The following is an 18,409-nucleotide window of genomic DNA, read 5'->3' on the forward strand; positions in this document are numbered from 1 at the left end:
GCGCACGCGCCGGGCGCGTTTTCCGCGCGGAAATGAAAAACGGGCGCCAGGGGCGCCCGTCGAAATTGCCTGCCTCGATGTTCTTCGACAGCGTGAGGCTCGCTGCTCTGCTCGCTTGACCCCGTAGTGTTTTATTCGCTTGTGCGAGCTGATGCGGGCAGCAGGTCGACGGCGTCGTCACGCCCGGCGACCAGCGGGTAGATGATCCCCGCGAGTACCGCGCCGATCAGCGGCGCGACCCAGAACAGCCAGAGCTGGCCGATCGCGTCGCCGCCCACGAACAGCGCCGGGCCGGTCGAGCGCGCCGGGTTCACCGACGTGTTGGTGACCGGGATCGAGATCAGGTGAATCAGCGTCAGGCACAGCCCGATCGCGATCGGCGCGAAGCCGGCCGGCGCGCGCTTGTCGGTCGCGCCGAGGATCACGAACAGGAAGAAGCCCGTCATCACGACTTCGCAGATGAACGATGCGGCGAGCGAGTAGTGGCCGGGCGAGCGATCGCCGAAGCCGTTCGTCGCAAAGCCGCTGCCGACGACATCGAAACCCGGCTTGCCGGTTGCGATCAGGTACAGCACGAACGCGCCGAGCGTGGCGCCGACGACCTGCGCGACGATGTACGGCGCGAGATCGCGCGCCGGGAAGCGGCCGGCGACCGTCAGGCCGACGCTCACCGCCGGATTCAGGTGGCAACCCGAGATGTGGCCGATTGCGAATGCCATCGTCAGTACGGTCAGGCCGAAGGCGAGTGCGACGCCGGCAAAACCGATGCCGAGGCCCGGAAAGGCGGCGGCCAGCACGGCGCTTCCGCACCCGCCGAGCACCAGCCAGAACGTGCCGAATACCTCTGCAGCGAGACGCTGAGAAAGATTCATCTAAGGACCTCGTTCAAGTGGGTTGAAGACCCCGGACGACGCAACGAATTTATTTCGTCGTCTGGAATTGGTCTGGATTATAGGAAATGAATCGGGTCCAAGAGGGTAAACGATTGTTAAATTTGAATGGCTGACGAATGCCTTTTATTAGAATAAGTCCGCATTCTCGATATAGGCGATTCGGTTAAAGATGGCAGCATTTATTTCGAAGGGCAGGGCGGCAGTGCGGACGACGTAACGGATGTTGGTGTCCCGGCCGGATTCGCCGGGGCCGCATCATCGAAAAGGGGAGTCGAAAAATGTCTCAATACGCGAAACTCAAGGCGCAGATCGCCGATCTGCAGGCCCAGGCGGACGACGTGCGCCGCCAGGAAGTGGCAGCGGTGATTGCCGATGTCCAGCGAATGATTGCCGAGTATGGCCTGACGGCCCAGGACCTGGGCTTCGCGGAGCGGGCGCGGCGCGGGCGACCGCCGAAGAAGGCGCCGCTGCCGCCGAAATACCGCGATCCGAAGTCGGGTGCAACCTGGAGCGGGCGCGGCAAGCCGCCGAATTGGATCGCCGGCAAAAACCGCGATCGTTTCCTGATCGAGTGAGCGCCCGCCAAATAGAAAGAGCCGCATCGACGATGCGGCTCTTTTGTTTTGCGCGCCGATTTCGGCGCGGATTTTCCGGAATATTTTCCGCGCGGATTTCCGTGTCAGGCGCCCGCGACCCGGCGCAATGCCGGTTGCTTGGTTGCCGCGCAAAGCGATTCGTAAGTTTCGACGTAACGCTGCGCCATTGCCTTCGAGCTGAAACGCGTGTCGAAACGCGCGCGGATCGCGCTGCGCGACAGGCTGTCGATCCGGTGCAGCGCGCCGACCGCGCCCTGCACGTCTTCGACGATGAAGCCGGTCACGCCGTCCTCGATCACTTCCGGCACCGAGCCGCGGTTGAACGCGACGACCGGCGTGCCGCAGGCCATCGCCTCGATCATGACCAGGCCGAACGGCTCCGGCCAGTCGATCGGGAACAGCAGCGCCTTCGCGCCGGACAGGAACGCCGGCTTTTGCGCTTCGTTGATCTCGCCGATGAATTCGACATGCGCCTGGTCGAGCAGCGGCTCGATCACTTCCTTGAAGTAGTCCGCGTCGGCCTTGTCGACCTTCGCGGCAATCTTCAGCGGCAGCCCGCTTTGCGCGGCGATCCGGATCGCGGTGTCGACACGCTTTTCGGGGCAGATCCGGCCGAGGAACGCGAGATATTCGGGCTTCACGTCCGGCTGCGGCGTGAGCAGCGTGTCGGGCAGCCCGTGGTACACGGTGCCGGCCCACGCGGCCTGCGGCAGCGGCTTGCGCTGGTTGTTCGAGATCGACACGACCGGCGAATCCGGGAACGCATCGAACACCGGCTGGAGCTCCGGCAGATCGAGGCGGCCGTGCAGCGTCGTCACGTACGGCGTGTCGAGGCGCGACATCAGCGGGAACGGCAGGTAGTCGAGGTGGAAGTGCAGCACGTCGAATTCGTGCGCGACCCGGGCGACCTGCTCGAGGAGCCGCATATGGGGCGCCATCGAATCGCGGACCGACGGGTCGAGCCGCAGCGCGCGCGGCCACGCCGCCTCGAGGCGGGCCGACGTGACGGAGTCGCCGCTGGCGAACAGCGTCACGTCGTGGCCGAGCTCGACGAGCGCCTCGGTGAGGTAGGACACGACACGCTCGGTGCCGCCGTAGAGTTTCGGCGGGACGGCTTCGTAAAGCGGCGCGATCTGGGCAATTCGCATGGGTGTTCTCCTGTGTCGATCCGACGGCGCGACGGCGCCGGTGCGGATCCGTACAAGGTTGCGGAACTTGCCGACGCACGCGGTGCGTGGCCGGGCCTTGGGCGGAGTGCGCGGGGCGCCGGTCGGCAAGCTGCGGGGCGGGCCGGCACGGCTCGCGCCGCCGCCCATTCGAGTCCATTATCGATATCGCCCTGAGGGGTTCGAGTGTTTTTTCAAACACTTAAGGCTTGTTACACGATGAAATACGCGAAAACCCCGAGAAAAAGGGCGCGGAATCGTGAATTGCCACAGCCATAACTATTGTTGCGCTATCGTGAAAAACCACTATAATTTTTACCGATCCGATTGTCGGCAGCCCTGCCGGCAAGCCTTGCGCCACGCGCGCGGCGGCCACTAGACCCCTCGCAACCGAATCCGCGTTGCAACCCGTTTTCCGACTGTCCCTTTCAATTCGCCTTGTCGGAAAAATTCCTACACGGTTTACAGACAAATCCTGCATGGCATACGCCACTTCGCTGATACCGACATAAATCCCGTTTGGCCAAAATTCGCCCTGTAAGACTATAAACGAGCCGACTGAGCGCCCGGTGCGCACTGATCGAGCAAACGTTTTCATAACATGAACGGCCAAAGCAAAGTTTTTTAACGGGGGAATCATGAGCGCCACCAGCGAAATGCTCAGTGAGATCAAAGAGGTCAACCTGTCGTACCTCCTCCTCGCGCAGCGCCTGCTGCGGGAAGACAAGGCGATGGGCATGTTCCGCATGGGCATTTCCCAGGAACTCGCCGACGTGCTCGCCAACCTCACGCTCGCCCAGACCGTGAAGCTGGCTGCGTCGAACCAGATGCTGTGCCGCTTCCGCTTCGATGATCACGCGCTGCTGTCGTCGCTCGCCGACAAGGGCCGCAGCGACGTCGTCACGCACGCCCACTCGGCCATCCTGATGGCCGGGCAGCAGGTCGAAGGCGTCCGCTGATCCATCCCGCCTTGCGTCTGTCCCGGCGTGCCGCGCCGGCCGGCAGCGTATCGGCTATTCATTCGAACAACGTCAAGCGGACGGTTATCACCATGGCAAGCAAAAGCGTCGTGATCGAGGTGAAGGAAATCACCCTCGCCATCGAACTGATCGAACTGGGCGCCCGGCTGCAGCTGCTGGAGGCGGAGACGAGCCTGTCGCGGGACCGTCTGATCAAGCTGTACAAGGAACTGAAGGGCGTGTCGCCGCCGAAGGGGATGCTGCCGTTCTCGACCGACTGGTTCATGACGTGGCAGCCGAACATCCACTCGTCGCTGTTCTACAACATCTACCGGTTCATGCAGGACCACGGCCGCTGCGAGCCGATCCAGTCGATCGTGAAGGCGTACCGGCTCTATCTGGAGCACGTGAACCTGTCCGGCGACGAGGCCGCGCTGAGCCTCACGCGGGCATGGACGCTGGTGCGCTTCTTCGATTCGGGGATGCTGCAGATGACGCCGTGCACGCGCTGCGGCGGCCACTTCGTCGCGCATGCGCATGATCCGCATCAAGGTTTCGTGTGCGGGCTGTGCCAGCCGCCGTCGCGGGCCGGCAAGACCCGCAAGGCCGCCGCCGCGCGCGCCGAACTGGCCGCCGCCGCGGCCTGAGCGCCAGGCCGGGCAAGGGAGGACGGGGCACGCGCGGCGCACGGGCGACGCCCGCGGGCCGCGCGAATCGTCCGCGCATTGCTCTGGTAAACACCGTCGGGCCGCCGCCGGGCGGCCGCGAAAGTTTTCCTGCCGACTGCCGTAAACCTGTTTAACGGCGGTCTCCCCGCCGGTCTTTCGTGAGGGACAGGCAGTGCTGATTATCGTGGGAACACTCGTGACGCTGTTGTCCGTCTTCGGCGGTTATGCGCTGGCAGGCGGGCATCTGGGCGCCTTGATCCAGCCGGTCGAGATCCTGATGATCGTGGGCGCCGGCGTCGGCGCGTTCATTCTCGGCAACGGCGGCAAGACCATCAAGGCCACGCTGCGCGTGCTGCCGACGCTTTTCAAGGGCTCGAAATACACGAAGGACGTCTATATGGAGCTGATGGCGCTTCTTTACGTGCTGCTCGCGAAGGCACGCAAGGAAGGCACGCTGACGCTCGAGGCCGACATCGACGATCCGCAAAAGAGCCCGATCTTCACGCAATACCCGAAGATCCTCGCCGATCGCCACATCGTCGAATTCCTGACCGACTACCTGCGCCTGATGGTGGGCGGCAACATGAACGCGTTCGAGATCGAAAGCCTGATGGACGAGGAGATCGAGACGCACCACGCGGAAGGCGAAGGCCCGGCGCACGCGCTGATGCGCGTCGGCGACGCGATGCCGGCGTTCGGCATCGTCGCGGCCGTGATGGGCGTCGTGCACACGATGGCGTCGGCCGACAAGCCGCCCGCGGTGCTGGGCGCGATGATCGCGCAGGCGCTGGTCGGCACGTTCCTCGGGATCCTGCTGTCGTACGGGCTGATCGGGCCGCTCGCGAGCCTCGCGGAGCAGCGCGTTGCCGAGTCGACCAAGATGTTCCAGTGCATCAAGGTGACGATCCTCGCGACGCTGAACGGCTATGCGCCGGCGATCGCGGTCGAGTTCGGCCGCAAGGTGCTCTTCTCCACCGAGCGCCCGTCGTTCTCCGAGCTCGAAGAACATGTGCGCCGCGTGAAGGCGAAGTGACGCGGAGCGACCGATGAGCAAGAGCAAGGATCGCGCGATCGTCGTCAAGCGGGTGGCCCCGGCGAAGAAGGGCCACCACGGCGGCGCATGGAAGCTCGCGTACGCGGACTTCATGACCGCGATGATGGCGTTCTTCCTGCTGATGTGGCTGCTGAGTTCGGTCACGCCGGTGCAGCTGAAGGGGATCGCCGAATACTTCAACATGCCGCTGAAGGCCGCGATTCTCGGCAGCGGCGATCGCAGCTCGCAGGACGCGAGCATCATCAACGGCGGCGGCCGCGACCTGTCGAGCGTCGACGCCGGCACGCTGCGCCGCACCGACGGCACGACGTCGCTCGCCGAGCGCGTCGCGAAGCCGGTCGACGAGCATGCGCAAGCGCAGGCGCAGGGCGCGCTCGAACGGCTCGAGCAGGCGCGCCTGCACGACCTGCAGATCAAGCTGATGGCCGCGATCGAGGCCAATCCGACGCTGCGCCAGTTCAAGCAGCAGATCCGCATCGATTCGACGCTGATGGGGCTGCGCATCGAGATCGTCGATACGCAGAAGCGGCCGATGTTCGCGATGTCGAGCGACCACGTCGAGCCGTACATGCGCGACATCCTGCGCGAGATCGGCAAGACGCTGAACGACGTGCCGAACCGGATCATCGTCCAGGGCCATACCGACGCCGTGCCGTACGCGGGCGGCGAGGGCGGCTACAGCAACTGGGAGCTGTCGGCCGATCGCGCGAACGCGTCGCGCCGCGAGCTGATCTCCGGCGGCATGGACGAGGCGAAAGTGCTGCGCGTGCTGGGCCTCGCGTCGACGCAGAACCTGAACAAGGCCGATCCGCTCGATCCGGAAAACCGCCGGATCAGCGTGATCGTGCTGAATCGCAAATCCGAAGAAGCGCTGATGCGCGACGACGCGACGACGACGACGCTGTCCGCCGACGCGGCCGGTTCGAAGCTGCTCGCGCAGCAGCTCGGCGGCCCGGCGCCGGCGGTGCGTCCGGTCGTGGCGAGCGCCGTTGCCGTGGCGCCGAAACCCTGACGTTTCCGAGACAGACATGATCCGAACCATTCTCGCCATCGACGACTCCGCGACCATGCGTGCGCTGCTGCAGGCCACGCTTGCGCAGGCCGGCTACGACGTGACGGTGGCGCCGGACGGCGAAGCCGGCTTCGACATGGCGGCGACGGCGCCGTACGACCTGGTCCTGACCGACCAGAACATGCCGCGCAAGAGCGGGCTCGAGGTGATCGCCGCGCTGCGCAAGCTGAGCGCGTACGCGGACACGCCGATCCTCGTGCTGACGACCGAGGGCAGCGACGCGTTCAAGGACGCCGCACGCGACGCGGGTGCGACCGGCTGGATCGAAAAGCCGATCGACCCGGGCGTGCTGGTCGACCTGGTCGCCACGCTGTCCGAGCCGGCTGCCTCCTGACATGAACGCGACGAATTCAACCGGTGACCGGGCATGACTCTCGACATCACTCAGTTCTACCAGACCTTTTTCGACGAAGCGGACGAGCTGCTCGCGCAGATGGAGCAGCTGCTGCTGAATCTCGACGTCGATTCGCCCGATCCCGAGGATCTGGCGGCGATCTTTCGCGCTGCGCATTCGATCAAGGGCGGCGCGGCGACGTTCGGCTTTTCCGCGCTGACCGATACGACGCACATCCTCGAATCGCTGCTCGACCGCGCACGCAACCATGAGCTGACGCTGACCAAGGACATGGTCGACGCGTTCCTCGAGACCAAGGACGTGCTGTCCGACCAGCTCGTCGACTACCGCGCGAGCGCCGAACCGGACGCGGCCGCCGCCGCGGCGATCTGCGCAAAGCTCGAGCGGCTGAAGGCCGAAAGCGGGGCGGGTGCATCCGCTGCCGCAGCCGAGCCCGCGCCGGCCGCCCCGGTTGCCGCAGCCGTGGCGCCGCCCGCCGCGCCCGCCGCCGGCGGCGACCGTGCGCCCGACCATGTGGTCGAGCAGGCCGTCGCGGCCGCGCATCCGGCGGCCGACGCCGGCGCCGGTGGCCCGCACCTGAAGATCACGCTGGTCGGCGTCGATGCGAAGGACCAGGCGCTGCTCACCGAGGAACTCGGCAACCTCGGCCGGATCGTCGGGCGCGAGGAAGCGGGCGCCGACCTGTCGCTGTGGGTCGAATCGGACGTGCCGTCCGACGATATCGTCGCGGTGTGCTGCTTCGTGATCGACGAAAGCCAGATCCGCGTCGCGCACGGCACGGCGCCGACCGCGCAGGCGGCACCGGCCGTCGCGCAGGACACCGCCGCCGCGGCTGCCGAAGCGGCTGAAGCGGCCGCCGCCGCGCAGCCCGCGCGCGTCGAGGTGTTCGCGCCGCAGGCTGCCGCACCGCAGCCGGCCGCTCCGGCGCCGGCCGAGCCGCCCGCGGCTGCAGCGCAGCCGCAGCCGCAACAGCACGCTCAACCGCAACCGGCCGAACACGCGGCGCCGGCCGCCGCGCATCACGACGACAAGCGCGCCCGCCCGGCCGCCGCGGCCGCGGGCGGCGCCGAAGGCAGCTCGATCCGCGTCGGCGTCGAGAAGGTCGATCAACTGATCAACCTCGTCGGTGAACTGGTGATCACGCAGGCGATGCTGGCCGAGACGGCGAGTGCGTTCGATCCGGCGCTGCACGACCGTTTGTTCAACGGGATGGCGCAGCTCGAGCGCAACGCGCGCGACCTGCAGGAAGCGGTGATGTCGATCCGCATGATGCCGATGGACTACGTGTTCAGCCGCTTCCCGCGGCTCGTGCGCGACCTCGCCGGCAAGCTCGGCAAGCAGGTCGAGCTGGTCACGTTCGGCCAGGCGACCGAGCTCGACAAGAGCCTGATCGAACGGATCATCGATCCGCTCACGCACCTGGTGCGCAACAGCCTCGACCACGGCATCGAAACCGTCGACAGGCGCGTCGCCGCCGGCAAGGACGCGGTCGGCCAGCTCGTGCTGTCGGCCGCGCATCACGGCGGCAACATCGTGATCGAGGTGAGCGACGACGGCGCGGGCCTGAACCGCGAGCGGATCCTCGCGAAGGCCGCGAAGCAAGGCATGCAGATCTCCGAGAACATCAGCGACGACGAAGTGTGGCAACTGATCTTCGCGCCGGGCTTCTCGACCGCCGAGACTGTGACCGACGTGTCGGGCCGTGGCGTCGGGATGGACGTGGTGAAGCGCAACATCCAGTCGATGGGCGGCCACGTCGAGATCTCGTCGCAGGCCGGCCGCGGCACGACCACGCGGATTGTGCTGCCGCTCACGCTGGCGATCCTCGACGGGATGTCGGTGAAGGTCGGCAGCGAGATCTTCATCCTGCCGCTGAACTTCGTGATGGAGTCGCTGCAGCCGTCGAACGACGACATCTACACGGTCGGCAACGGCGAGCGCGTGGTGCGCGTGCGCGGCGAATACCTGCCGCTGGTCGCGCTGCACGAGGTGTTCTCGGTCGACGACGCGCGCACCGACCCGACGCAGGGGATCGTCACGATCATGGAAACCGAGGGGCGCCGCTTCGCGATGCTGATCGACGAGCTGGTCGGCCAGCAGCAGGTGGTCGTGAAGAACCTCGAAACCAACTACCGCAAGGTGCACGGCATCTCGGCGGCGACCATTCTCGGCGACGGCAGCGTCGCACTGATCGTCGACGTCGCGGCGCTGAACCGCGAAACCCGTGCGACGCACGGCGCCCGTGCCGGCGCCGAGCTCGCGATGTTCTGACTCTCGCCATCAACCGATTGGGGGCAAACGTGTCTGCTGAAGTCCAAATGATCAATCCGGCCGCGGCGAACGCGGTAACGAGCCGCCGCGACGCGGAACACGGCGACGCGACGGGCCAGGAATTCCTCGTGTTCACGCTCGGTGACGAGGAATACGGGATCGACATCCTGAAAGTGCAGGAAATCCGCGGCTACGACAGCGTCACGCGCATCGCGAACGCGCCCGAGTTCATCAAGGGCGTGATCAACCTGCGCGGGATCATCGTGCCGATCGTCGACATGCGGATCAAGTTCCATCTCGGCCGCGTCGAGTACGACCACCAGACCGTCGTGATCATCCTGAACGTGTCGAACCGCGTGGTCGGGATGGTGGTCGACGGCGTGTCGGACGTGCTGACGCTGCAGACCGACCAGATCATGCCGGCGCCGGAATTCGGCGCGACGCTGACGACCGAGTACCTGACGGGCCTCGGCACGGTCGACGGCCGGATGCTGATCCTGATGGACATCGAGAAGCTGATGTCGAGCCGTGAAATGGCGCTGATCGAGACGCTCGGCGGGTAAGCGCGCCGCGCGCGCAGCAATTTCGGGAGAATCTGCAATGTTGCATAACTGGTCGATCCGCACGACGCTCACGGCGGTCGGACTCATCCTCGTGTGCCTGACCGCCGCGGTCGGCGGGCTCGGCCTCTACGCGCTGAATCACGCGAGCCGCTCGCTCGACGAGATCGCGCACGTCGACCTGCCGGCGATCCACACGCTCGACGACACGGCCGCGCACCTGCTGCGCTCGCGCGTGGCGCTCGACCGCTTCCGTACGCTGACCGAAGCCGGCAATGCGGCCGAGGCCGCGAAGGTGCTCGAGCGCGCGCAGGCGCTGTATGCAAAGTCGAACCAGAACTGGCAGGCGTTCCAGTCGACGCCGAAACCCGGTATCGAGCAGGCGCTCGTCGACGAGCTCACCGCACGGTATACGACGATCGTGAAGGAAGGCGTCGAGCCCGAATTCGCCGCGGCGCGCGCGGGCGACATGGCGGCGTACCACGCGATCGCCGACACGAAGATCAGCCCGATGTTCGTCGCGTTCGACCAGACGGCGGCGGCCGTGATCGCGGCGCTGCAGAAGCGCGCGGAAGAACGTCAGACCGAGACGCAGTCGCAGATCTCGATGATGATCGCGCTGATCGCGGCCGGCATTGCGATCGCGTTCGTCGTCGTGATCGCGATCCGCTTCGCGCTGCGCGGGCTGATCGTCAAGCCGCTGGAAGACGCGATCGCGCACTTCGAGCGCATCGCCGGCGGCGATCTCACGCAGCCGGTGAGCGTGTTCAGCACCAACGAGATCGGCCGCCTGTTCGGCGGCATCAAGCGGATGCAGGACGCCGTCACGACGATGGTGCAGGCGGTGCATCGCGGCGCCGAGTCGATCGACGTCGGCGCGCGCGAGATCGCGACCGGCAACACCGACCTGTCGCAGCGCACCGAGGAGCAGGCCGCATCGCTGCAGGAAACCGCGTCGAGCATGGAGCAACTGACGGGCACCGTGCGGCAGAACGCGGAAAACGCGCGGCAGGCGAGCCAGCTCGCGGTGAATGCATCGGACATCGCGACGCAGGGCGGCGAAGTGGTCGGCCAGGTCGTGTCGACGATGCAGGACATCGCGGCGAGCTCGGGCAAGGTCGTCGACATCATCGGCACGATCGAAGGCATCGCGTTCCAGACCAACATCCTCGCGCTGAACGCGGCCGTCGAAGCGGCGCGGGCCGGCGAGCAGGGCCGCGGCTTCGCGGTGGTCGCGGGCGAGGTGCGCTCGCTCGCGCAGCGCAGCGCGAGCGCCGCGAAGGAAATCAAGCAGTTGATCGGCGATTCGGCCGAGAAGGTCGACAGCGGCTCGGCGCTCGTCGCGCGCGCCGGCTCGACGATGGACGAGATCGTGCAGGCCGTGCGCCGCGTGACCGACATCATGGGCGAGATCAGCGCCGCGTCCGACGAGCAGTCGACCGGCATCGAGCAGGTCAATCGCGCGGTCGGCCAGATGGATGCGGTCACGCAGCAGAACGCGGCGCTCGTCGAGCAGGCGGCCGCCGCGGCCGCGTCGCTCGAGGAGCAGACGCGCCAGATGAAGGCGATCGTGTCGGGCTGGCGTGTCGCGGGCGGCATCGCGCTCGCGCCGGCGCGCGGCGTCGCGCGGCCGATCGCGCACGAACCGGCCGCGCTGCCGTCGGAATCGCGCGACCGTGCGCCGGTCGCCGCGCTGCCGGCGCCGCAGGCTGCGGCCCAAGCGGCGGCACGCCGCGCCGCGCCGGCGTCGCGCGCGGCAGCCGCGGGCGCCGCCCCCGAAACGAAGCGCGAGGCCGATGCCGCCGCGCGTACGCAGAAGGACGCAGCGGCTTCACGTGGCGGCGCCGCGGCGGGCGGTTACGGCCCGCGTCTCGCGAAGACGGCCGCGCCGGCGGACAAGCCGGCCGCGAAACCCGCGCTCGTGCGCCCGGCGCTGAACGGCGAGAAGCCGTCGCTGGCGGCCGCCGGCGCGTCCGACGACGACTGGGAGACCTTCTAAACCATGTCGCACGCGCGCGCGCCGTTTCGACCCGATGCACCGGATGCCTCGCCTCGCGCGGGCGAGCCGGGGCGCGACTTCGCGTTCACCGGCGCGGATTTCGCCCGCATCCGCGCGCTGATCCACCAACGCGCGGGCATCTCGCTGTCCGAGCACAAGCGCGACATGGCCTACAGCCGTCTCGCGCGACGGCTGCGGGCGCGCGGCCTCGACACGTTTCGCGACTACCTCGACCTGCTCGAGCAGGAAGACGATCCGCTCGAGTGGGAAGCGTTCACCAACGCGCTGACGACCAACCTGACCGCGTTTTTCCGCGAGTCGCACCATTTCCCGATCCTGTCCGAGTTCGTGAAATCGCGGCCGGCGCCGGTATCGGTCTGGTGCTCGGCGGCGTCGACCGGCGAGGAGCCGTACTCGATCGCGATCACGCTGATCGAGGCGCTCGGCGAAACGGCTGCGCGCAGCGCGTCGATCCTCGCGACCGATCTCGACACGCAGGTGCTCGCGAAGGCCGAAGCCGGCATCTACACGTACGACCAGGTCAAGCACCTGTCGCCGGAGCGGCTGAAGCGCTTCTTCCTGAAGGGCACGGGCGCGCAGGCCGGCCGCGTGAAGGTGCGCCCCGAGCTGCGCGCGATGATCCGCTTCGAACAGTTGAACCTGACCGATGCGGATTACGGGATCGCGAAGCCGTTCGACGCGATCTTCTGCCGCAACGTGATGATCTATTTCGACAAGCCGACGCAGGGGCAGGTGCTGTCGCGCTTCGAGCCGCTCGTGAAGCCGGGCGGGCTGCTGTTCGCCGGCCATTCGGAGAACTTCACGTATGTGACGCAGGCGTTCCGGCTGCGCGGGCAGACGGTGTACGAACTGACGCGCGACGCCGCGCAGAGCGCACGGCCGCGCGGCGCGCAGGCGAGCGCGGCGAGCGCGGCGAGCGCGATGCCGTCGCGCGCGCGGGCCGCGGGCGGTGCGCTCGCCTATGGAGAGCGCGGATGAGCGCACTGCCGATCGCGACCAATCGCTACTTCGACAACCACTTCGAGCGCCCCGGCGTGAAGCTGTTGCCGAACGAGTTCTACACGACGGCCGAGGACATGGTGCTGATGACCGTGCTCGGCTCGTGCGTCGCCGCGTGCCTGCACGACCCGTACGCGGGCATCGGCGGGATGAACCACTTCATGCTGCCGGACGACGGCGCCGATCCGGGCGCGGCCGCGTCGGAATCGATGCGCTACGGCGCGTATGCGATGGAAGTGCTGATCAACGAGCTGATCAAGGCCGGCGGGCGCCGCGAGCGCATCGAGGCGAAGGTGTTCGGCGGCGCGGCCGTGCTGGCCGGGATGACGACGATCAACATCGGCGATCGCAATGCGGATTTCGTGCGCCGCTATCTCGCGCTCGAGCGCATCCGCATCACCGCGGAAGACCTGCAGGGCGTGCATCCGCGCAAGGTCGCGTTCATGCCGCACAGCGGGCGCGCGATGGTGAAGAAGCTGCGGCTGCAGGTGCCGGGCGTGACCGAGCGCGAAGCCGCGCTCGCGCGCGAGGCCGATCGCGCCCGCGCCGCGCGCACGCGCGCGCACGTCGAGCTGTTCGCCGCGAAGCGGCCGGCGGCGCCGCAACCGGCGCGCCCGCGCATCGAGCTGTTCGGCGCGCGCGGTGCCGCACCGGCCGGCAGTGGCGGCGGCGCGCGGACGGCGAACCCGCATGCCGGGAGCCCGGGCGCCCCGTACGCGGCGACCCTATCAAGAAAGCAGGAGGCATGACCGCAGTGCAGAAGATCAAAGTGTTGTGCGTCGACGATTCGGCGCTGATCCGCAGCCTGATGACCGAGATCATCAACAGCCAGCCCGACATGACGGTGTGCGCGACCGCGCCCGACCCGCTCGTCGCGCGCGAGCTCATCAAGCAGCACAACCCCGACGTGCTCACGCTCGACGTCGAAATGCCGCGCATGGACGGGCTCGACTTCCTCGAGAAACTGATGCGCCTGCGGCCGATGCCGGTCGTGATGGTGTCGTCGCTGACCGAGCGCGGCTCGGAAATCACGCTGCGTGCGCTCGAACTCGGCGCGGTGGATTTCGTCACGAAGCCGCGCGTCGGGATTCGCGACGGGATGCTCGACTACGCGGAAAAGCTCGCTGACAAGATCCGCGCGGCGTCGCGCGCGCGCGTGCGCCAGGCGCCGCAGCCGCAGGCCGCCGCCCGCACGGCGGATAGCGCCGCGGCCGCGCCGATGATCAACAACCCGCTCGTCAGTACCGAGAAGCTGATCATCATCGGCGCGTCGACGGGCGGCACCGAGGCGATCCGCGAAGTGCTGACGCCGCTGCCGCCCGATGCGCCGGCCGTGCTGATCGCGCAGCACATGCCGCCGGGCTTCACGAAGTCGTTCGCGCAGCGGCTGAACGGCCTGTGCCGGATCGCGGTGAAGGAAGCCGAGCACGGCGAACGCGTGCTGCCGGGCCATGCGTACATCGCACCGGGCCACGCGCACCTGTTGCTCGCGAGAAGCGGCGCGAACTATATTGCGCAACTGTCGGACGAGCCGCCGGTGAACCGGCACCGCCCGTCGGTCGACGTGCTGTTCCGCTCGGCGGCGACGCACGCGGGCAAGAACGCGATCGGCGTGATCCTCACCGGGATGGGCCGCGACGGCGCGGCCGGCCTGCTGGAAATGAAACGCGCGGGCGCTCACACGTTCGCGCAGGACGAAGCGAGCTGCATCGTGTTCGGGATGCCGCGCGAGGCGATCGCGCTCGGCGGCGCGGACGAGATCGCGCCGCTCGCCGACATGAGCCGCCGCGTGATGGCGCGCCTGGCGACGATGGGCGACCGCGTGCAGCGCGTGTGAAGGGAATGTCACGGGGCGCGTGCCACGATACGCGTCCCGACGGAAACGAATCTGGAAAGGAACGACGATGGACAAGAGCATGAAAATCCTGGTGGTGGACGATTTCCCGACGATGCGCCGGATCGTCCGCAACCTGCTCAAGGAACTGGGCTACACGAACGTCGACGAAGCCGAGGACGGCGCGGCCGGCCTCGCGCGGCTGCGCGGCGGCGGCTTCGACTTCGTGATCTCCGACTGGAACATGCCGAACCTCGACGGCCTCGCGATGCTGAAGGAAATCCGCGCCGACGCGACGCTCACGCACCTGCCGGTGCTGATGGTCACGGCCGAGTCGAAGAAGGAGAACATCATCGCGGCCGCGCAGGCCGGCGCGAGCGGCTACGTCGTGAAACCGTTCACGGCCGCGACGCTCGACGAGAAGCTGAACAAGATCATCGACAAGATGGCGAAAGCCGGGAGCTGACGTGAACGAGCCGATCCATGCGGCGCTCGCCGGCGCGGGGTTCAGCGCCGACAGCCATCCAGAAGGCGCCGACTTCCCGAGCGATCGCATTCTCGCGCGCATCGGCCACGTCACGCGCACGCTGCGCGATTCGATGCGCGAGCTCGGGCTCGACAAGCACGTCGAGCGTGCGGCGGAGGCCGTGCCCGATGCGCGCGATCGGCTGCGCTACGTCGCGACGATGACCGAGCAGGCCGCGGTGCGCGTGCTGAATGCGATCGAGGTCGCGAAGCCGATGCAGGAGCGCATCCAGAACGAGGCCGAGGCGCTTGACGCACGCTGGGCGCAGTGGTACGCCGCACCGATCGAGCACGCGGAAGTGCGCGAGCTGATGGACGATACGCGCGCGTTCCTGCGCACGTTGCCCGAGTCGACGTCGGCGACCCGCGCGCAACTCCTCGAGATCATGCTCGCGCAGGATTTCCAGGATCTGACCGGGCAGGTGATCAAGAAGATCATGGACATGGTCTACCTGATCGAGCAGCAGCTCCTCACCGTGCTCGTCGAGAACATCGCGCCGGAGCGGCGCGAGCAGTTCGCCGCCACCGCGGCCGCGCTCGCGGCCGAGCAGATGAGCGCGACCGGCAGCCCCGAATCGCTGCTGAACGGCCCGCAGATCGCGCCGGAAGGCAAATCCGACGTCGTCCAGGATCAGGGGCAGGTCGACGACTTGCTCGCGAGCCTCGGCTTCTGATCCTGCCGCGGCGCATCCGCGCGCCCCGTTCCGCGGGCCGTCCGATGCGCGCATTCCCCGTCCCCGCCTCGTTCTACCGTGCGCGCCGCCCCTGCGCGGCGCGGCGCGATCCTGCGTCGAATTGACACTTCACCACACTCCGCAGGCATACTACGCGTCAGCAGCAACGTAGCGTCATCCGTAAGATTGATAAGTTGGCAGGCGGCGTGGGCCGATGGCGGCGCCGTCGGCAACGAAGCCAGTCCCGTGGGGGGGAACGTGAAGCTGAAACGCTTGGGCTGGACCGTCGCGCATGCGACGGCTGCAATGGGTGTGCTGTGGGCCGTCCACGCACACGCGGAACTGGGCGGCGCGCCGATGTCGCCGCCGGCGGACGATCAGGCCGCCACCGTGCGTGCGCTGCAGCGCGCGATGCGCTCGGCGGACGGCGTGCAGACGAGCACGGCCGCCTATACCGTCCGCGAGATCACGCTCGGATCGGGCACCGTCATCCACGAATACACGTCGGCCGCCGGCAGCGTGTTCGGCCTCGCGTGGCGCGGGCCGACGATGCCGGATCTCGCGTCGCTGCTCGGCAGCTATTTCCCGCAGTACACCGCCGGCGTCCAGGCGGCGCACCGGGCGCGCGGCTGGCGCGCACCGGTGGCCGTCGAGACGAGCGGCCTCGTGATCCGGACGGGCGGCCACATGGGCGCCTTCTCCGGCCAGGCATGGCTGCCGTCGGCGCTGCCGGCCGGCGTGGCCGGCACCGATATCCAGTGACAGCGGGAGAGCGATCTTGAGCATTCCTCGTACATTCAAGCGCTGGCTCGGCGTGCTGGGCCTCCTGGCCGCAACGGCCGTACTCGTGACGGCATGCGGCGGCGGCGACGGCGGCGGTGGCGGTTCGGCCAACAACGGCAACACGGGCGGCAACGGCTCGGGCGGATCCGACGGCAACAGCGGCAACACGGCCGTCATCACGGTCGGCGCGGGCGCCGCGAACGTGATCAACATCCCGACCATCAGCGTGAAGGTCTGCGTGCCGGGCACGTCGAACTGCCAGATCGTCAACAACGTGCTCGTCGATACCGCGTCCTACGGGCTGCGGCTCGTCGGCAGCGCGGTGGCGGGTGTGCACGACAGCCTGCCGCAGGTGACGAGCGGCGGCGCGCCGGTCGCCGAATGCGGCAAGTTCGTGTCGAGCTACACGTGGGGGTCGGTGCGCACCGTCGACCTGTCGATCGGCGCCGAGCAGGCGAGCTCGCTGCCCGTGCAGATCATCGGCGACCTCGGCACGACGAACGTGCCGAGCTCGTGCACGAACGGCGGCGCGTCGGCCAACTCGACCGGCGCGCTCGGCGCGAACGGGATCCTCGGCATCGGGCCGGCGCCGTACGACTGCGGCACGACCTGCGCGACGTCGACGTCGACGAGCAACAACTACTACGCGTGCCCGAACGGCGACAACGCGAGCTGCACGGTCGCGCTCGTGCCGCTCGCGCAGCAGGTGGCCAACCCGGTGCATCGGTTCGCGAACAACGACGGCGTGAGCGTGCAGATGCCCGACATCTCGTCCAGCGGGCAGGCGAGCGCAACCGGCACGCTGACGTTCGGCCTGCCGAGCCTGAGCGGCAAGACGGTGATGACGTCGACCACGACCGGCGACGTCAGCGCGACGTTCCAGGGGCGCAACGTGACCGCGTTCTTCGATACGGGCTCGAACGCGTATTTCTTCAACGATTCGCAGACGGTCTGTTCGAGGAATACGCAGTTCTACTGCCCGTCGGCCACGACGCCCTACTCGGCCACGCTGAGCGGCCAGAACGGCGCGTCGGGCACCGTGTCGATGACGGTCGCGAACGCGGATGCGCTGTTCGCGAACCCGTCGACGTTCGCGTTCAACGACATCGCGGGCCCGTTCGGCTCGTCCAGCTGGCTCGACATCGGCATGCCGCACTTCTACGGCAAGACGATCTACTTCGGGATGGACAAGACCGCGAGCGGCGGCGCGCAGCCGTTCGTCGCGTTCTGACGCGGCACGGCCGGACGCAGCAACGAGGGGGCGAGCGATCGCCCCCTTTTTTATTCCGATGCGCCGGGCGTGCGCTACGGACCGGATCGCTGCCAGACGCCGGCATAGCGCCTACGATGTAAGACCGGCACCGGTGCCGGCACGACATCGAGGAGACAACGCCATGAACCCGCGTATCCAGCGCATCACGCCGTTCCTGTGGTTCGACCGCGACGCCGAGGCGGCGGCCGATTTCTACGTATCGGTGTTCGACAACGCGCGTATCGTGCACGTCGCGCGCTACGGCAAGGCCGGCGCGCACGCGTCCGGCAACGCCGAGGGCGCGGTGATGACCGTTGCGTTCGAGCTCGACGGGCAGGCGTTCGTCGCGTTGAACGGCGGCCCCGTGTTCCAGATGACGCCGGCCGTGTCGTTCGTCGTCAACTGCCGCGACCAGGACGAGATCGACCATTACTGGGCGCGCCTGTCCGAAGGCGGCGACGAGCGCGCGCAGCAATGCGGCTGGCTGCGCGACCGCTTCGGCGTGTCGTGGCAGGTCGTGCCCGTGCAGATGGCCGAACTGATGACGGGCGACCCGGCCCGCGCCGAGCGCGTGATGGCGCAGGTGATGACGATGAAGAAGCTCGATCTCGGCGCGCTGCAGCGGGCGGCGGCAGGCGAATCCGCTTAGGCCGCTCAGGTCGTTCGGGCCGGCGGCCGCCGGCCTGTCCCGAAGCCCGACGCCCGACGCCCGACGCCCGACGCCCGAC

Annotated in this window: 19 protein-coding genes; 17 read left to right on the forward strand and 2 right to left on the reverse strand. The window is 67.9% G+C overall.

All coding sequences use genetic code 11. From position 1 onward, the window contains the following. Positions 1-131: 131 nt before the first annotated feature. A complete protein-coding gene (aqpZ, locus tag WS61_RS21620) occupies positions 132-872 on the reverse strand; it encodes an aquaporin Z (RefSeq protein WP_059503265.1) in 741 nt (246 codons plus the stop codon). A 299-nt stretch (positions 873-1,171) separates the two neighbouring features. On the opposite strand from aqpZ, the gene WS61_RS21625 reads away from it, so the two are divergent. Further along, entirely contained in the window at positions 1,172-1,468 is a 297-nt protein-coding gene (locus WS61_RS21625) for an H-NS histone family protein (protein ID WP_034183894.1), read from the forward strand. A gap of 104 nt (positions 1,469-1,572) precedes the next feature. Here WS61_RS21625 and WS61_RS21630 read toward each other — a convergent pair whose 3' ends face one another. Then, the gene (locus tag WS61_RS21630; RefSeq protein ID WP_059503267.1) at positions 1,573-2,637 is read right to left on the reverse strand and encodes a glycosyltransferase family 4 protein; all 1,065 of its coding nucleotides are present in this window, start codon (positions 2,635-2,637) and stop codon (positions 1,573-1,575) included. Between the two features lie 656 nt (positions 2,638-3,293). On the opposite strand from WS61_RS21630, the gene flhD reads away from it, so the two are divergent. From flhD to WS61_RS21710, 16 genes are all read left to right on the forward strand, one after another. Then, on the forward strand, positions 3,294-3,614 hold the full coding sequence (gene flhD / locus WS61_RS21635) for a flagellar transcriptional regulator FlhD (protein ID WP_034209585.1): 321 nt from the start codon (positions 3,294-3,296) through the stop codon (positions 3,612-3,614). 92 nt (positions 3,615-3,706) lie between these two features. Continuing rightward, positions 3,707-4,261 carry a flagellar transcriptional regulator FlhC gene (gene flhC / locus WS61_RS21640; protein ID WP_034209584.1) on the forward strand — a complete coding sequence of 185 codons (555 nt, stop codon included), beginning with the start codon at positions 3,707-3,709 and terminating at the stop codon, positions 4,259-4,261. A gap of 193 nt (positions 4,262-4,454) precedes the next feature. Beyond that, positions 4,455-5,315: a flagellar motor stator protein MotA gene (gene motA, locus WS61_RS21645; protein ID WP_059503269.1), complete on the forward strand. Its 861-nt coding sequence runs from the start codon at positions 4,455-4,457 to the stop codon at positions 5,313-5,315. Between the two features lie 13 nt (positions 5,316-5,328). Further along, positions 5,329-6,348: a flagellar motor protein MotB gene (motB, locus tag WS61_RS21650; protein ID WP_059503271.1), complete on the forward strand. Its 1,020-nt coding sequence runs from the start codon at positions 5,329-5,331 to the stop codon at positions 6,346-6,348. A gap of 16 nt (positions 6,349-6,364) precedes the next feature. After that, the gene (locus WS61_RS21655) at positions 6,365-6,742 is read left to right on the forward strand and encodes a response regulator (RefSeq protein ID WP_034209581.1); all 378 of its coding nucleotides are present in this window, start codon (positions 6,365-6,367) and stop codon (positions 6,740-6,742) included. 33 nt (positions 6,743-6,775) lie between these two features. Beyond that, on the forward strand, positions 6,776-9,034 hold the full coding sequence (cheA, locus tag WS61_RS21660; protein ID WP_059503274.1) for a chemotaxis protein CheA: 2,259 nt from the start codon (positions 6,776-6,778) through the stop codon (positions 9,032-9,034). 47 nt (positions 9,035-9,081) lie between these two features. Continuing rightward, positions 9,082-9,597 (forward strand): chemotaxis protein CheW, encoded by a 516-nt coding sequence (gene cheW / locus WS61_RS21665; RefSeq protein WP_059503277.1) that lies wholly within the window; start codon positions 9,082-9,084, stop codon positions 9,595-9,597. A 37-nt stretch (positions 9,598-9,634) separates the two neighbouring features. Next, entirely contained in the window at positions 9,635-11,593 is a 1,959-nt protein-coding gene (locus tag WS61_RS21670) for a methyl-accepting chemotaxis protein (protein ID WP_059503279.1), read from the forward strand. A 3-nt stretch (positions 11,594-11,596) separates the two neighbouring features. Continuing rightward, positions 11,597-12,592: a CheR family methyltransferase gene (locus WS61_RS21675; RefSeq protein WP_059503281.1), complete on the forward strand. Its 996-nt coding sequence runs from the start codon at positions 11,597-11,599 to the stop codon at positions 12,590-12,592. Then, positions 12,589-13,362: a chemoreceptor glutamine deamidase CheD gene (gene cheD / locus WS61_RS21680; protein ID WP_059503283.1), complete on the forward strand. Its 774-nt coding sequence runs from the start codon at positions 12,589-12,591 to the stop codon at positions 13,360-13,362. Before WS61_RS21675 ends, cheD begins: the two co-directional genes overlap by 4 nt. Continuing rightward, positions 13,359-14,450 (forward strand): chemotaxis response regulator protein-glutamate methylesterase, encoded by a 1,092-nt coding sequence (locus tag WS61_RS21685; protein ID WP_059503284.1) that lies wholly within the window; start codon positions 13,359-13,361, stop codon positions 14,448-14,450. The genes cheD and WS61_RS21685 overlap by 4 nt, the downstream gene beginning before the upstream one ends. Before the next feature lie 67 nt (positions 14,451-14,517). Continuing rightward, entirely contained in the window at positions 14,518-14,913 is a 396-nt protein-coding gene (gene cheY, locus WS61_RS21690; protein WP_006754880.1) for a chemotaxis response regulator CheY, read from the forward strand. A gap of 1 nt (position 14,914) precedes the next feature. Then, positions 14,915-15,646, forward strand: coding sequence for a protein phosphatase CheZ (gene cheZ / locus WS61_RS21695; RefSeq protein ID WP_059503287.1), 732 nt, complete (start codon positions 14,915-14,917; stop codon positions 15,644-15,646). A gap of 258 nt (positions 15,647-15,904) precedes the next feature. Continuing rightward, positions 15,905-16,408, forward strand: coding sequence for a DUF2844 domain-containing protein (locus WS61_RS21700; protein WP_059503289.1), 504 nt, complete (start codon positions 15,905-15,907; stop codon positions 16,406-16,408). Positions 16,409-16,424: 16 nt separating this feature from the next. Continuing rightward, on the forward strand, positions 16,425-17,660 hold the full coding sequence (locus WS61_RS21705; RefSeq protein ID WP_059503291.1) for a DUF3443 family protein: 1,236 nt from the start codon (positions 16,425-16,427) through the stop codon (positions 17,658-17,660). Between the two features lie 163 nt (positions 17,661-17,823). Further along, positions 17,824-18,330 (forward strand): VOC family protein, encoded by a 507-nt coding sequence (locus WS61_RS21710; RefSeq protein ID WP_059503293.1) that lies wholly within the window; start codon positions 17,824-17,826, stop codon positions 18,328-18,330. Positions 18,331-18,409 lie beyond the last annotated feature (79 nt).

This window comes from Burkholderia sp. ABCPW 11 (assembly GCF_001523445.1).
Taxonomy (GTDB): Bacteria; Pseudomonadota; Gammaproteobacteria; order Burkholderiales; family Burkholderiaceae; genus Burkholderia.

What these genes read in the sequence shown, in the direction of transcription:
- WS61_RS21625 (WP_034183894.1), top strand. Translation starts at nt 1,172, where the DNA reads ATGTCTCAATACGCGAAACTCAAGGCGCAGATCGCCGATCTGCAGGCC.
- WS61_RS21630 (WP_059503267.1), bottom strand. Translation starts at nt 2,637, where the DNA reads ATGCGAATTGCCCAGATCGCGCCGCTTTACGAAGCCGTCCCGCCGAAA.
- cheY (WP_006754880.1), top strand. Translation starts at nt 14,518, where the DNA reads ATGGACAAGAGCATGAAAATCCTGGTGGTGGACGATTTCCCGACGATG.
- WS61_RS21710 (WP_059503293.1), top strand. Translation starts at nt 17,824, where the DNA reads ATGAACCCGCGTATCCAGCGCATCACGCCGTTCCTGTGGTTCGACCGC.
- WS61_RS21675 (WP_059503281.1), top strand. Translation starts at nt 11,597, where the DNA reads ATGTCGCACGCGCGCGCGCCGTTTCGACCCGATGCACCGGATGCCTCG.
- flhC (WP_034209584.1), top strand. Translation starts at nt 3,707, where the DNA reads ATGGCAAGCAAAAGCGTCGTGATCGAGGTGAAGGAAATCACCCTCGCC.
- WS61_RS21655 (WP_034209581.1), top strand. Translation starts at nt 6,365, where the DNA reads ATGATCCGAACCATTCTCGCCATCGACGACTCCGCGACCATGCGTGCG.
- WS61_RS21685 (WP_059503284.1), top strand. Translation starts at nt 13,359, where the DNA reads ATGACCGCAGTGCAGAAGATCAAAGTGTTGTGCGTCGACGATTCGGCG.
- flhD (WP_034209585.1), top strand. Translation starts at nt 3,294, where the DNA reads ATGAGCGCCACCAGCGAAATGCTCAGTGAGATCAAAGAGGTCAACCTG.
- cheW (WP_059503277.1), top strand. Translation starts at nt 9,082, where the DNA reads ATGATCAATCCGGCCGCGGCGAACGCGGTAACGAGCCGCCGCGACGCG.
- cheD (WP_059503283.1), top strand. Translation starts at nt 12,589, where the DNA reads ATGAGCGCACTGCCGATCGCGACCAATCGCTACTTCGACAACCACTTC.
- motB (WP_059503271.1), top strand. Translation starts at nt 5,329, where the DNA reads ATGAGCAAGAGCAAGGATCGCGCGATCGTCGTCAAGCGGGTGGCCCCG.
- WS61_RS21670 (WP_059503279.1), top strand. Translation starts at nt 9,635, where the DNA reads ATGTTGCATAACTGGTCGATCCGCACGACGCTCACGGCGGTCGGACTC.
- cheA (WP_059503274.1), top strand. Translation starts at nt 6,776, where the DNA reads ATGACTCTCGACATCACTCAGTTCTACCAGACCTTTTTCGACGAAGCG.
- aqpZ (WP_059503265.1), bottom strand. Translation starts at nt 872, where the DNA reads ATGAATCTTTCTCAGCGTCTCGCTGCAGAGGTATTCGGCACGTTCTGG.